This is a genomic window from Enterobacter cloacae complex sp. SHL020 (assembly GCF_049236945.1).
In the GTDB taxonomy this organism is placed as follows: domain Bacteria; phylum Pseudomonadota; class Gammaproteobacteria; order Enterobacterales; family Enterobacteriaceae; genus Enterobacter; species Enterobacter dykesii.
The window spans coordinates 1-14213 of sequence record NZ_JBMKJF010000002.1 but is presented as its reverse complement, the minus strand read 5'-3'; the positions used below and the strand labels follow the sequence as shown (position 1 = coordinate 14213).

General features: G+C 55.2%; 14 protein-coding genes and 1 tRNA gene. 4 read left to right on the top strand and 11 right to left on the bottom strand.

Annotated features, from left to right (window positions below):
* Positions 1-4: 4 nt before the first annotated feature.
* From ACOTZB_RS05130 to dnaQ, 6 genes are all read right to left on the bottom strand, one after another.
* Positions 5-1519 (bottom strand): ABC transporter substrate-binding protein, encoded by a 1515-nt coding sequence (locus tag ACOTZB_RS05130; RefSeq protein ID WP_421626620.1) that lies wholly within the window; start codon positions 1517-1519, stop codon positions 5-7.
* 2 nt (positions 1520-1521) lie between these two features.
* On the bottom strand, positions 1522-2604 hold the full coding sequence (locus ACOTZB_RS05125) for an ABC transporter ATP-binding protein (protein WP_421626619.1): 1083 nt from the start codon (positions 2602-2604) through the stop codon (positions 1522-1524).
* Entirely contained in the window at positions 2601-3614 is a 1014-nt protein-coding gene (locus ACOTZB_RS05120; RefSeq protein ID WP_193804997.1) for an ABC transporter ATP-binding protein, read from the bottom strand. The genes ACOTZB_RS05125 and ACOTZB_RS05120 overlap by 4 nt, the downstream gene beginning before the upstream one ends.
* Positions 3611-4330: a FadR/GntR family transcriptional regulator gene (locus ACOTZB_RS05115; protein WP_023334601.1), complete on the bottom strand. Its 720-nt coding sequence runs from the start codon at positions 4328-4330 to the stop codon at positions 3611-3613. The genes ACOTZB_RS05120 and ACOTZB_RS05115 overlap by 4 nt, the downstream gene beginning before the upstream one ends.
* A 379-nt stretch (positions 4331-4709) precedes the next feature.
* Positions 4710-4786, bottom strand: a tRNA-Asp gene (locus ACOTZB_RS05110).
* A 131-nt stretch (positions 4787-4917) separates the two neighbouring features.
* Entirely contained in the window at positions 4918-5649 is a 732-nt protein-coding gene (gene dnaQ, locus ACOTZB_RS05105) for a DNA polymerase III subunit epsilon (protein WP_421626618.1), read from the bottom strand.
* Between the two features lie 64 nt (positions 5650-5713).
* Here dnaQ and rnhA point away from each other — a divergent pair, with 64 nt between their 5' ends.
* Positions 5714-6181 carry a ribonuclease HI gene (rnhA, locus tag ACOTZB_RS05100; protein WP_023334599.1) on the top strand — a complete coding sequence of 156 codons (468 nt, stop codon included), beginning with the start codon at positions 5714-5716 and terminating at the stop codon, positions 6179-6181.
* On the opposite strand, the gene ACOTZB_RS05095 is transcribed toward rnhA, so the two are convergent.
* Positions 6178-6897, bottom strand: a complete 720-nt coding sequence (locus ACOTZB_RS05095) for a class I SAM-dependent methyltransferase (protein WP_023310484.1) — start codon at positions 6895-6897, stop codon at positions 6178-6180. The genes rnhA and ACOTZB_RS05095 overlap by 4 nt on opposite strands.
* A 32-nt stretch (positions 6898-6929) precedes the next feature.
* Between ACOTZB_RS05095 and gloB the strand changes: the two genes are divergently transcribed.
* Positions 6930-7688 (top strand): hydroxyacylglutathione hydrolase, encoded by a 759-nt coding sequence (gene gloB / locus ACOTZB_RS05090; RefSeq protein WP_421626617.1) that lies wholly within the window; start codon positions 6930-6932, stop codon positions 7686-7688.
* Between the two features lie 68 nt (positions 7689-7756).
* Positions 7757-9121, top strand: coding sequence for a murein transglycosylase D (mltD, locus tag ACOTZB_RS05085; protein ID WP_032661729.1), 1365 nt, complete (start codon positions 7757-7759; stop codon positions 9119-9121).
* Positions 9122-9173: 52 nt separating this feature from the next.
* On the opposite strand, the gene ACOTZB_RS05080 is transcribed toward mltD, so the two are convergent.
* From ACOTZB_RS05080 to ACOTZB_RS05070, 3 genes are all read right to left on the bottom strand, one after another.
* Positions 9174-9947, bottom strand: coding sequence for a class I SAM-dependent methyltransferase (locus ACOTZB_RS05080; RefSeq protein ID WP_047653254.1), 774 nt, complete (start codon positions 9945-9947; stop codon positions 9174-9176).
* Positions 9948-10022: 75 nt separating this feature from the next.
* The gene (locus tag ACOTZB_RS05075) at positions 10023-10823 is read right to left on the bottom strand and encodes an endonuclease/exonuclease/phosphatase family protein (RefSeq protein WP_047653284.1); all 801 of its coding nucleotides are present in this window, start codon (positions 10821-10823) and stop codon (positions 10023-10025) included.
* Positions 10824-10959: 136 nt separating this feature from the next.
* Complete coding sequence (locus ACOTZB_RS05070) at positions 10960-12135, bottom strand: MFS transporter (RefSeq protein WP_421626616.1); 1176 nt, start codon at positions 12133-12135, stop codon at positions 10960-10962.
* A 104-nt stretch (positions 12136-12239) separates the two neighbouring features.
* Between ACOTZB_RS05070 and yafC the strand changes: the two genes are divergently transcribed.
* Positions 12240-13145, top strand: coding sequence for a DNA-binding transcriptional regulator YafC (yafC, locus tag ACOTZB_RS05065; protein WP_421626615.1), 906 nt, complete (start codon positions 12240-12242; stop codon positions 13143-13145).
* 29 nt (positions 13146-13174) lie between these two features.
* Here the strand turns inward: yafC and dkgB are convergent, their stop codons facing one another.
* The gene (gene dkgB, locus ACOTZB_RS05060) at positions 13175-13978 is read right to left on the bottom strand and encodes a 2,5-didehydrogluconate reductase DkgB (RefSeq protein WP_047742768.1); all 804 of its coding nucleotides are present in this window, start codon (positions 13976-13978) and stop codon (positions 13175-13177) included.
* Positions 13979-14213 lie beyond the last annotated feature (235 nt).

Sequence of the window (14213 nt, the reverse complement as noted above, 5' to 3'; positions counted from 1 at the left end):
ACCTTTATTTCGCCAGCGTTAAACCCGCCAGACGCACGATGCCGTCCGGGTACGGCTTAAAGCCCTGCACGCTTTTGTTCAGCCCGAAAATGCGCGGCTCGAAGTAGAGGTAGGCAATCGGCATGTCGGTTTGCAGCTGCTTCACCACCTTGTCGTACAGCGGCTGGCGTGCGGCCTGATCGGTGCTCTGGCGCGCCTGGGTCAGCCACTCATCGACCTGCGCGTTGCTGTAGCGGCCGTCGTTAAGGGTGCCTTTACTGTTGATAAAGCCGTAGATGCTGCCGTCCGGATCCGGGCGTCCCGACCAGCCGGAGAAGCTCAGCTGATAGTCGCCGCTCTGCTGTCGATCCAGCAGCGTGGCGAATTCGGTCATCTGCAGGTTCAGGTTAAATCCGGCCTCGGCGACCATCGCCTGCAGCACCTGGCCCACCTGCTGCGAGGTTGGGTTGTTCGGCACCAGCAGGTTGACGGTCAGCGGCGCGGTGACGCCTGCCGCCTTCAGCAGCGCTTTGGCCTTGTCGACGTCACGCGGCGGAACCGGTAGATTCACGTGATACGGGCTGACCGGGGAAAACGCCTGGTTGGCTGGCGTATACAGCCCTTCAAAGACCACCTGGTTTAACGCATCGCGGTCGATGGCCTGAGAAAACGCCTCGCGCACGCGGGCGTCCTTGAACGGATCGTTCGCCGGCACCTTGCCGTTGTTGATGTTAAAGGTGATGCCCTGATAGCCGAGACCGGTTACCTTCGCCAGCGCCAGCTTGCTGTCGGCTTCGACCGTTTTCACGTCGCTGGCGGCGATGCCTTCGGTGAGGTCAAGATCGCCCGCGCGCAGGTTCGCGAGGCGCACGGAGGCATCCGGGATCGGCAGATAGATGATTTTGTCGAAGTGGTAGGCGTCTTTATTCCAGTAGTTGTCGAAGCGGGTCAGCGCGATGCGGTCCTGGGACACGCGGCTGTCAAACTTGTACGGGCCGGAGCAGACCGGGTGGGCGGCAAAGTCAGGCTTTTTCGCCGCCTCCGGGGCCATCATTGCGCCCGCACGGTCGGTGAGCTGCATCAGCAGCGCGGCATCGGGCGTTTTCAGGTGCAGCGCAATCTGCATCGGGCCGGTGACCTCGACCGATTCAACGGAGGAGATCTCGCTTTTACGCAGGGAGCCTTTCAGGGTCAGGGCGCGGTCGAGGTTGTATTTTGCGGCGGCGGCATCGAATTTCTCACCGTCGTGGAAGGTGACGCCTTCGCGCAGATTGAGCGTCAGGGTTTTACCGTCGTCACTCCACGCCCAGTCTTTAGCCAGGCCGGGGACGACCTTCAGATTTTCATCCACGTCCACCAGCCTGTCGCACAGGGAGGCAAACACGAAGCGGCCATAGTAGGTGCGCGCCAGATGCGGGTCGAGCATGTCCGGGTCTGCACCCAGGCCGATCCGCAGCACGCTTTCAGAATGGGCGGGCAGCGCCGCGCCAAGTAACATAACACTTCCCAGTACGGTCAAAAGAGAATTACGCATTGTCATTATCATGAGTTCCTTGAAGGAAGGGACGAGTGAGTGGCCGCGTGTTCAAACAGCGCGCGGCGGCGCAGAAAAGCGGCGGATGGCGGTGCGCTCAGGATAACGCTGCGATCGCGGTTGATCTCCTGCCAGCGGTGGCAGGCAACCTGACGCCCGCCGTCGAGCACCTGATTGATCGGCTCGGCCTGGCGGCATTCATCGGTAACGTACGGGCAGCGGGTGTGGAAACGACAGCCGGACGGCGGGCTGGCCGGGTTGGGTAAGTCTCCCTGCAGCAGCGGCGCATCTCGCTCAACGCCAGGCTGCATCTGCGGTGCCGAGGCGATCAGCGCCTGGGTGTAGGGGTGCAGCGGCGCGTCGAAGATCTCGTCGACGGTGGCCAGCTCGACGATTTGCCCGAGATACATGACCGCCACGCGGTCGCTCATATGGCGGATCACCGCCAGACCGTGGGCGACAATCACCATCGTCAGCCCCAGCTGGTGCTTCAGGCTTTCCAGAAGGTTGACCACCTGCGCCTGAACGGAGACGTCCAGCGCGGACACCGGCTCGTCACCCAGCAGCAGCTTCGGTCCCGAGGCCAGCGCGCGCGCAATGCCGATACGCTGGCGCTGTCCGCCGGAAAACTCGTGCGGATAGCGCCCGGCCCAGGCGGCAGGTAGGCCTACGGTTTTGAGCAGCTCGGCAACGCGGTACTGACGGTCAGCTTTTTTCATGTTCTGGTGCAGCCACAGCGGCTCACCGACGATCTGCTCCACCGTCATGCGCGGGTTCAGCGAGGCGAAGGGATCCTGAAAAATAATCTGCAGCTCGCGCCGGAGCTGGTTCAGGCGGGCACCGGAGGCGTCGGTGATCTCCTCCCCCTGGTAAAACACGCGCCCTTCGCTGGCGGCCAGCAGGCGCAGCAGCAGACGACCGAGGGTAGATTTCCCGGAGCCAGACTCGCCGACAATCGCCAGCGTTTCGCCCGGCATCACGGCAAGCGAAACGCGATCGACCGCCGTGACAAACCGTGCCGGGGTAAAGAGTTTTTTGGGGCCGGGGAAAAGCTTGCTGAGATCACGGGCTTCAAGAATGGGCGTGGTCATGCGATTTCTCCCAGGGCAATGTGCTGTTCGAGCGGCACGCGGAAGCAGGCCACCTGATGGCCCGCGCCGAGCGCGGTGAGCGACGGCTTTTCAGCATGGCAGCGGGACTGCGCAAACGGGCAGCGGGTGGCAAAACGGCAGCCTTTCGGCATGGATTCCGGGAGCGGGACCGCGCCGGGAATGGTGGAGAGCTGGCCCTTGCGTGCGCCCAACGAGGGGATCGACCCCATCAGGCCGATGGTGTACGGGTGCTGCGGATCGGCGAATATCGCCTCCACGCTCCCCTGCTCCACCACCTGCCCGGCATACATCACCGCGACCTGCTGGGCGACTTCTGCCACGACGCCTAAATCGTGGGTGATCATCAGCACCGCCGTGCCGGTTTCCTCTTTTAAGGCGTTGAGCAAGGCGAGGATTTGTGCCTGGATGGTGACGTCGAGCGCGGTGGTCGGCTCGTCGGCAATCAGCAGTTTGGGGTGGTTAATCAGCGCCATCGCAATCATCACGCGCTGGCGCATGCCGCCGGAAAGCTGGTGGGGATACGCTTTCAGGCGCATCTCGGCCGCCGGGATCTGTACCTTCTCGAGGATCTGCAGCGCGACCTTCGTCGCCTCTGCGCGCGAGACGTTCTGGTGTCGCATAACCGCTTCGCTAAGCTGATCGCCCAGCGTAAACGCCGGATTGAGCGAGGTCATCGGCTCCTGGAAAATCATGGCCAGCTCGCTGCCGCGCAGATCGGCATATTCCCGCGGCGAGAGCTTTCGCAGATCGTGGCGGCGAAACTGCATCTCACCGCTGACAATCTGCGCGCTGGCGGGCAGTAACCCCATCAGCGCTAACGAGGTAATACTTTTTCCGCAGCCGGACTCTCCCACCAGCGCCAGCGTTTCGCCCGCTTTGACCGTCAGAGAAATGCCGTCAAGCACGCTCACCGGCGAGCCGGAAAACCTGACGTTGAGATTATTCAGCCGCAATACGGGCTTGGCGTCCTTAAAGGGTATTGTCGTCATGGCGTGAAGTCGTCCTCAAGGTGAATCGCCTGAATCAGGGCGGTTTGCAGGCTGAGCAGGTGTTCGCGCATGGCGGCCGCGGCTTCATTAGGCTGGCGATGGATAATCGCAGACATGATCTTATGGTGGTGGTCGTTATAGCTGTCGACACGTTCGGGTGTGCGGGCTAATTCGCGCAGATGCTGCCAGCCCGGTTCGCGCCGCACGGCATCAATGGCATCAAACAGGCCAAGCATCAGACGGTTGCCCGCCGCCTCGGCAATCGCCCGGTGAAAGGCGCTGTCCCAGAGTTCGTTGAGATCGCGGTCATCCGGACTGACCTTATCGATGCGTTCCAGCATGCGCTGCATGAGCGCGAGGTTTTCCCTGGTGGCACGCAGTGCCGCAAGCCGGGCTAAGCCGGGTTCGAGCTGTAAACGAGCTTCCATTACTTCCAGAAGGTTGGTCTGCTGAACCAATCCCTGAAGGGCCAGCGGTTCAACAGGTGCCGCCGGGCCAATAAAGGTCCCTTTGCCCTGCTTACGCCAGATGCGGCCCTCTTCTTCCAGCACGTCCAGCGCACGACGCACTTCACGTCGTCCTACGCCGAGAGTGTCCGACAGCTCACGTTCCGTGGGCAGCGGTATGCCTGGTGTTGACTCATGCTGGTTGATAAGCCCGCGCAGCTGCTCAAGCGCGGTGCTGGAATTTGCCAGAAACCGTGACGGTTTTTCCATATTGGTTCGCTCGCTTTCATCATTGCTTTATTTTTATTAACGATAAGTTATTGATATGGAATGAAGCTTATCGTGCTAATGATTAAGCAATAACCAAACCAATACTTAATTGGTTCGGCATATTTTTGGAAAGCAGGAGTTAACCAAATGATTCTGCGTGAATTATTTTTACAGAAAGAAACATTCTGAACGAGGTGCGAGGAGAGGATCGATGGAGAAATGCACAACCATAGTGCAAATAATGCACTACACCTGTGCAATTGTTAATAAATTGCACCATGCATATTAACTTTATGTTAACAATAAGTGAGAGGATGAGATTACAGAAGGCTGAAACGACGAAGGCCTGAATCATTTCTGATTCAGGCCTTCTGAATAGTGGCGGAACGGACGGGACTCGAACCCGCGACCCCCTGCGTGACAGGCAGGTATTCTAACCGACTGAACTACCGCTCCACTGTTCCCGTTTGGGGAACGAGGCGCATATTACGGTGCGCCTCCGATCTCGTCAACGCTTTTTCTCACGTTTTGAATCGTTTGCTGCAAAAATCGCCCAAACGATGATTTTACAGGCATTAAGGCGTTTTTCAGGCGCGCCACAAACAGCTGCCGCCCTTCTTCTGGACCAGATCAAGCCGGGATTCGTGATTAAGAAGCTCTTCGTCACTGGCTAAAATAACCCGCAACCGACTGGCCTGACGGACAACACGCTGAATGCCCGCTTCGCCTTGCGTCTGCTGGGATTCATTTTCCATACTGAACTTCATTGACGTCTGCCCGCCGGTCATCGTCAGATAGACATCGGCCAGGATCTGGGCATCGAGCAACGCCCCGTGGAGCGTTCGCTTGGTATTGTCTATCTCGTAGCGCGAGCAGAGTGCATCCAGGCTGTTACGCTTGCCGGGGAACATCTTCCTTGCCAGCGCCAGGCTATCCGTCACCTTACAGAAAGTGTTCGTCTTCGGGATATCACGATTAAGCTTGCTGAATTCATAATCCATAAAGCCGATATCGAACGATGCGTTATGGATGACAAGCTCGGCGCCCCTGATATATTCCAGGAACTCGTCAGCGACATCCGCAAAAGTCGGCTGATCCAGCAAGAACTCATCGGCAATACCGTGAACGCCGAACGCTTCCGGATCCACCAGCCGGTCGGGTTTGAGGTAGACGTGGAAGTTGTTCCCCGTAAGACGACGGTTCACCACTTCAACGGCGCCGATCTCGATGATCTTATGCCCTTCGTAGTGCGCGCCGATCTGGTTCATACCGGTGGTTTCGGTATCGAGGACAATCTGGCGAGTAATTGCAGTGCTCATAGCGGTCATTTATGTCAGACTTATCGTTTAACTGAACGTTTCGAATACAGGAAGTCTACCAGAGATGCGTAAACAGGTAGAAATTTTCACCGATGGATCTTGTCTCGGTAACCCAGGGCCGGGCGGCTACGGCGCGATTATGCGCTATCGCCAGCACGAAAAAACCTTTAGCGAAGGCTATTTTCTGACCACCAACAACCGAATGGAGTTGATGGCGGCCATCGTGGCGCTGGAGGCGTTAAAAGAACATTGTGACGTGGTGTTAAGCACCGACAGTCAGTACGTGCGTCAGGGGATCACCCAGTGGATCCATAACTGGAAAAAACGCGGCTGGAAAACTGCCGATAAGAAGCCGGTCAAGAACGTCGATCTCTGGAAACGTCTTGATGCTGCGCTGGGCCAACACCAGATTAAGTGGGAGTGGGTTAAAGGCCACGCTGGCCATCCGGAAAACGAACGCTGCGACGAACTGGCGCGCGCTGCGGCATCTAATCCCGCACATGAAGATGCGGGCTATCAGCCCGACGTCTAATCGGTTTTTTTGTACTGCCGCGTGGCGCCAACGGTCTGGCGGATGGGCGTTTTCGACTTGCTCTGCTTCATAGGGTTAAGCGTAAGGGGAATGGTTCGCTTACGCGCAACGATAAACTGCAAACAGCCCAATGCGGGGAGATGGGTGCTCAGTACCACGCCCCCCTGCCTCGCCCAGGGCAGCACCTGAAAACCGCCGTAGCAAAGCACTTCAAAGTTCAGCAGTGAAAGCCAGTCGAGCTGGCGCATCATGGTGAACATCCGGCTGTTGTAAGGTGGAGTCCGGCGTAGCACCGGTACTAGCTTACGCAGGCCCATCAGGCTTAGCGGATTGAATCCGCTAAGTACCAGCCAGCCGTCATCAATCAGCACGCGATCGGCTTCACGAAGCAGACGATGCGGATCGCTGCACCAGGGCAGCGTGTGAGCGAGCAAACACGCATCGACGGATTTTTCCGCAAACGGCAGATGCAACGGATCTGCTTTCACCTGGACCGGCGATCCGCCGAGAGAAACGTTAACCTGATGCGAGATAGCGCAGCTTTCGGTATTGATTTCCGCGCTGAGATTGCCAATCTTAAGCAGGTGAAAGCCATACATTTTCGCGAGCCAGGGCTTCAGCTGTTGTTCTAACGCTTCGCGATAGTATTCACCCCAGGGCAATTCCGCCCAACGTTCCGGTGCTGCGACAGTCTGAGGTATCCTTGCCGGTTTCATCAAAACACCCGCCACGCTCTAAGAGGTAATGTATGAATCTTATCAGTATTCCAGCGTTTCAGGACAATTACATCTGGGTTTTGGTTGACGACGAACGCCGCTGCGTCATTGTCGATCCCGGAGAATCCGGCCCTGTACTGCACGCCATAAAAGAGAACGGCTGGCAGCCAGAAGCCATTCTGTTGACGCATCATCATAACGATCACACTGGCGGCGTGCCTGAACTGCGCGCTCATTTTCCGCATCTTGTGGTTTACGGACCGGCAGAGGCACAAGATAAGGGGATCACGCAAGTAGTCGAAGAAGGCGAAAATATCCTCATACGCGAGTGGGAGTTTTCCGTATTTGCTACACCGGGTCACACTTTGGGACATCTGTGTTTCTACAGTAAGCCTTATCTTTTTTGCGGCGATACGCTGTTCTCCGGAGGCTGCGGAAGACTGTTTGAAGGCACACCAGCTCAAATGTACCAGTCTTTACAGAAGATTAACGCGCTACCCGATGAGACGCTCATTTGTTGCGCCCATGAGTATACATTAGGAAATATGAAGTTTGCCGTGAGCCTCTTACCCGAGGATCGAGCGATTCAGGATTATTATCACAAAGTGAAGGAGTTACGTGCAAAAAACCAAAAAACACTCCCCGTAATTCTGAAAAATGAGCGCCAAATTAATTTATTTTTACGCACAGATGATATTGATTTAATTAATAAAATTAACCAAGAAACAAATTTGCAACAACCAGAACAACGATTTGCATGGTTAAGGTCAAAGAAAGATAACTTCAGATAATTGCGGGTTGCCTTTTCAAAATTTCGCCGTTATCATCGCTCGTCTTTTAAGCAACTATTGACACACACATGAAGGCAAAAGCGATATTACTCGCCTCTGTCCTGCTTGTAGGTTGCCAGTCGCAAAACGGCAGCAACGTACAACAGCACGCACAGAGCCTTTCTGCGGCTGGTCAAGGGGAAGCAGGGAAGTTTGCAAGTTCGGCGCGCTGGATGGACGATGGAACATCTTACGCGCAGGATCAAGACTTGTGGACCTCTATTGGCGACGAGCTAAAGATGGGAATTCCGGAAAATCCCCGGATTCGCGAACAGAAACAGAAGTATTTAAGTAATAAGAGCTATCTCCACGATGTAACGTTACGGGCAGAGCCGTATATGTACTGGATAGCCGGGCAAGTTAAGAAACGTAACATGCCTATGGAGCTGGTACTCCTACCCATAGTGGAGAGCGCTTTTGACCCACACGCGACGTCTGGCGCCAATGCCGCAGGCATTTGGCAGATCATTCCGAGCACCGGGCGAAACTATGGTCTGAAACAGACCCGCAACTATGATGCGCGTCGCGATGTTGTCGCTTCAACGACAGCCGCTCTCGACATGATGCAACGTCTGAACAAGATGTTTGACGGCGACTGGCTGTTAACGGTCGCAGCGTATAATAGTGGCGAAGGTCGTGTACTGAAGGCAATGAAAGCGAATAAAGCACGGGGTAAATCCACCGATTTTTGGTCGCTCTCACTGCCACAGGAAACAAAGATTTACGTACCGAAAATGCTGGCATTGAGCGATATTCTCAAGAACAGCAAGCGTTACGGTGTACAACTGCCAACACCAGACGAAAGTCGTGCACTGGCGCGTGTTCGCCTCAGTAATCCGGTTGATATTCAACAGGTTGCTGATATGACGGGTATGTCGGTAAGTAAATTGAAAACCTTTAATGCTGGCGTTAAAGGCTCAACCCTGGGGGCAAGTGGCCCGCAGTATGTAATGGTTCCGCAGAAACATGCTGAGCAGTTACGTGAGTCTTTAGCTTCTGGTGAAATCGCCGCCGTTCAGTCAACGCTGATCGCGGATGCATCATCAGTTAACAGCCGCAGCTATAAGGTTCGTTCAGGTGATACGCTTTCGGGCATTGCTTCACGTCTTGGCGTGAATGCGAAAGATCTGCAGCAGTGGAATAACCTGCGCAGCTCCGGCCTGAAAGTGGGTCAGACTCTGACGGTGGGTGCAGGTAGCAGCGCACAGCGTCTCGCCAGCAACAGCGATAGCATTACCTATCGCGTGCGCAAGGGCGATTCACTGTCCAGTATCGCAAAACGGCACGGCGTAAACATCAAGGATGTGATGCGCTGGAACAATGATACTGACAATCTGAAACCTGGCGACCAGCTGACGCTGTTTGTGAAGAACAGCGCGACGCCAGACTCCTGATAACACGATCGAAAGATAAAAAGGCACCGATTCCCCTCGGTGCCTTTTTTGTTTATTCCGCTTTTTGCGCTTCGGCCATGATGGTATCGCTGGTAAACGATCCATCTTCCTGCAGTTCAAAGTACGCCTTTACCTCCGCGGACGCACTCTCCTGATAGAGCCTGATCGCCTGGCTCAATGCTTCCGGGGTGCGCATACGCGCGATCCAGGAGCTGAACTCCAGCGGTAAGCGATCGGTAATCAACGCACGCGCGATCAGCCCCGCTTCAGTGATAAGCGACAACCACTCTCCGCTGGCGTAGTTTTGCACGTGCGAGGTATCACGCAGCGCTTCTACCGTTTGCAGCCAGATATTGCGCACCGGGTGTCCAGGAGACATTACATCCATAATGATGAAGGTGCCGCCCGGCTTAAGAACACGTTTAACCTCGCGCAATGCCTGGCCGACATCATGCCAGTGGTGCGCGGAATAACGGCTGATTACCACTTCAAACGACGCATCTTCGAACGGTAAGGATTCGGCATAGCCCTGGCGCGTATCGATGTTGTCCAGCCCCTTCGCTTTCGCCGCCCCGGCAACGACGTCCAGCATCTGGCTGGATAAGTCATACGCGGTAACGTGCGCGACCTGCTGCGCAGCCGTAAAGCTGGCATGCCCTGCCCCGCAGCCTAAATCCAGAACGTGCGCCTGCGGGAACGCCGCCAGACGTTCACCGAGACGCACCAGATCGCGGCCAGAAGCATGCACGGCGCTGCTCAGATAGGCACTTGCCTGAGAACCAAACTGTTTTTCTACGTTGTCATGATGGGAGCGTGTTGTTGTCATCGTACTGTCCTTTGTGAGTGAAAAATAAAGGGCAGCACCCGCACAGGCCTGCCCCACGGCAGACCTGACACACCATTATTTATCAGGTTTGCCGGGACTGAATTCGACTAGTAGAGGATTATGATCGGAGGCACGCGTCACCAGAACCGAGGCGTCGTGCACGCTCAAACCACGATAGAAGACAAAATCGAGAGGACGACCAAAGGCTTTTTTGCGCTGGTCATCGCTAAAACGAACTTCACGCAGCGACATTTCGCGCGCAAAGCGGTACAGCGCATTCATGCGCGGACGGCTCCAGGCATTGAAATCGCCGGCCATAATAATGGGCCCGCTGTGATGGGCAATCTGATCGCCGATCGGAAGTAACTGCTTACTGTAGACATCCACACCCAAACTGAAATTTACCGCATGGATATTCACGACCATCAGCATTCGGGTGTCCGGAAGCGGATAGACGGTTACCAGCGCCGATTTAGCCAGACGCAGGATAGGCTCGCGCTCACGCAGAGGGCAGCAATAAACCGGATGCGCGGCGGAAAGCGTCATCACACCGGAGGGGTGTTGCGGCAGGACAAATGCAGGCACCTGGTCGGCGGCAAGATAGTTCGTGGTGGCAAAGCGTACCAGTTCAGGGGTGGTTTGTGCCTCCTGGAGCAGAACCAGGTGGGCATCTTTTCCAAAATTCTTGAGTACCGATAACCACTCGGCACGCTGCTGCTTAAAGATATTCCACACCAGGACCCGAATTTTATCATCGCTGCTTAACGGCGTACCGGCGGGCAATGCCTGGCTAATACTCGCAAATGACCCCGGAGGCATAATTCTCTCCGCGGGCATTCCGGCAACATAACGCATGGCATAGGTATTCTTTCGCACTTTTGGAAACAGCCTCTGTAACATGGACCAGCCCGGAAAACGGACTGGTTCTAATGTTATAGGGACTTTAGGTCATACTTTCAACGCAATTTCTGAGAAACCGCTTTCCAGTTTTGTAAGCAAGCACTTACTGATGTTAACCCAGCGCGATGCAGGCTGGCTTATCCAGACGTCCACTCAGGCCAATCAGCAGGAAGGCGACCAGGACAATCACCGCGCCAATCCACGGGGTCTGGGCTAATCCAATATGCGCTACGGTTTGCCCGCCAATGATGGAGCCCAGCGCGATGCCGATATTAAATGCGGCAATGTTCAGACCGGACGCCGCATCCACCGCATTTGGCGTATAGAGCTCAGCTTTCTGGACAACGTAAACCTGAAGCCCGGGGACATTACCAAAGGCAAAGATCCCCATGACCAGCACAGTGACCAGCGCGGCGTAGTGTACCGAAGCCGTGAACTGGAAAATCATCAGCAGAACCACCAGGGCGGCGAAGATGAATTTCAGCGCCGGTACCGCACCATGCTTATCTGCAAGCTTGCCGCCCCAGATATTGCCAATGGCAACGGAAATACCGTATCCCAGCAAAATCCAGCTCACGGCATTGGGTGAGAAGCCCGCCAGGTCCTGCATCATCGGCGCCAGGAAGGTAAAGGCGGTGAATACGCCGCCATAGCCCAGCGCAGTTACCGCATAGATAATCAGCAAACGCGGATGCATGAGCACCTTCAGCTGATCGCGTAGGCTGGCGCTTGCCCGGCCTGGAATATTCGACGGCACCAGCAGCAGGCTGGCCACCAGGGCGATTACACCCAGTAAGGAGACGGCAAGGAACGTTTCACGCCAGCCGAAGTGTTGTCCGATAAACGTTCCCAACGGTACGCCCGTAACGAGTGCGACGGTCAGCCCACCAAACATAATCGCAATGGCTGAAGCCGCTTTCTCTTTGGGTACCAGGCTGGTCGCAATGGTGGAACCTATCGAGAAAAACACGCCGTGTGCAAGGCCGGTTAACAGACGCGCAATTACCAGCGTGGTGTAGTCCGGCGCCTGCCAGGCCAGAAGGTTGCCGGCGGTGAACAACACCATCAGCGCGACTAACAGCTGCTTACGCGGAAAACGTCCGGTCAGGGCCGTCAGCACGGGCGCACCGACGGCGACGCCAAGGGCGTAGATAGATACCAGCAACCCCGCAGAGGGCAACGAGATCGCAAGCTGGTTAGCAATAGTGGGAACCAGGCCCACTATAACAAATTCGGTCGTGCCAATTGCGAAGGCACTGATCGTCAGGGCAAGTAGCGCCAGTGGCATAAAATACTCCGTATCATCAGGATTAAGATGACAGGCAGTATGCACCAGTGATTAAATAACAAAAATGGTCAAAATCTCAATAGAATTTTGCAGGTGGTGCAACAATGAAAGCAACATCGGAAGAGCTGACAATCTTTGTCGCCGTCGTTGAAAGCGGCAGCTTTAGCCGCGCGGCCGAACAGCTGGGACAGGCTAACTCGGCCATCAGCCGTTCGGTAAAAAAACTGGAGATGAAGCTTGGAGTGAGTCTGCTCAACCGTACGACGCGGCAGCTGAGCCTGACGGAAGAAGGAGAGCGTTACTTCCGCCGCGTGCAGTCGGTACTGCAGGAGATGGCTGCAGCAGAGACGGAGATTATGGAGAGCCGCAGTACGCCGCGTGGATTGCTGCGCATTGATGCGGCCACGCCGGTCGTGCTTCACTTTCTGATGCCGCTGATCAAACCTTTCCGCGAACGTTATCCTGAGATGACGCTTTCGCTGGTCTCCTCAGAGACGTTTATCAACCTCATCGAACGGAAAGTGGATGTGGCTATCCGGGCGGGAACCCTGACAGATTCAAGCTTGCGCGCCCGCCCTCTGTTTGCCAGCTACCGCAAAATTATCGCATCACCAGAGTATATTGCTGAACATGGTAAACCGGAGACGGTTGAAGAATTGAAGCAGCATCTGTGCCTGGGCTTTACGGAGCCTGTGTCGCTGAACACCTGGCCTGTCGCCTGTCATGATGGTCAACTTCATGAGATTACCTGCGGATTATCGTCTAACAGCGGAGAGACGCTCAAACAGCTGTGCCTGGAAGGGAACGGGATCGCCTGTTTATCAGACTATATGATTGATAAGGAGATAGCGCGGGGTGAACTGGTGGAGCTGATGGCCGACAAACGTCTGCCGGTCGAAATGCCCTTTAGCGCAGTGTATTACAGTGACAGAGCGGTAAGCACGCGCATTCGCGCCTTTATTGACTTCCTGAGTGAACATATAAAAACAGCTCCCGGAGGAGCTGTGTGAGGGTTCAGGTTACAGAGGGTGGGTCAAACTTAATCCCAGTCAGGAGCTAAACCTTCCGGGCTTACCAGGCGATCGTTGCACTCCAGTGCTGCGATCGCTTTTTTATCGTCAGCATCCAGATGAAGATCCGTTGCCAACAGATTGCTGGCCAGGTTTTCACGTTTAGTTGATGATGGGATCACGGCATAACCTTCACCCATTGCCCATGCCAGAATCACCTGCGCAGCAGTGGCGTTATGTTTCTCTGCGATACGTCTAATCACTTCATCTTTCAGCGCTTTACCGTAGGCCAGCGTCATGTATGAAGTGATGTGGATCCCGTGCTGTTTTGCCCAGTCCACGACTTTGCGGTTTTGCAGGTATGGAGACAGCTCAATCTGGTTGGTCGCAATATTTTCTGCGCCAACAGCGGCAATGGCTTTTTCCATCAGCGGAATGGTGAAGTTGGAGATCCCAATTTCGCGGGTTAAGCCCTGTTTTTTCGCTTCCAGCAGCGCCTGCATGAATTCTTCTACTGAGACGGCATCATTCGGTGATGGCCAGTGGATCAGCGTCAGATCTACGTAGTCAGTACGCAGTTTTTTCAGGCTCTCTTTCAGACTAGGGATCAGCTTATCTTTGCTGAGATTCTCAATCCAGATTTTCGTGGTGATAAACAGTTCGTTACGCGGTACACCGCTCTCTTCGAGAGCTTGTCCAACGGCAGCTTCGTTTTCATAGATCTGTGCCGTATCAACTGCACGATAGCCCAGTTCAAGTGCGGTTTTAACCGATGCGATAACAACGTCGTCTTTCAGGCGGAAAGTGCCAAGACCAAATGCAGGGAGAGTCATACTATTCCTCAATCATTATGTTCGTAAACTGAGGAAGATTATCGCTGGCGTTGTTATAGAGAAAAAGATCGCAAAACGCAGAGGATTTTTGCTAATTTCGCAATAATTAAACGTCAGATAAGAAAAAAGCCCTGAGCGTGAGCTCAGGGCTTTTAATAAGTGGCGGAACGGACGGGACTCGAACCCGCGACCCCCTGCGTGACAGGCAGGTATTCTAACCGACTGAACTACCGCT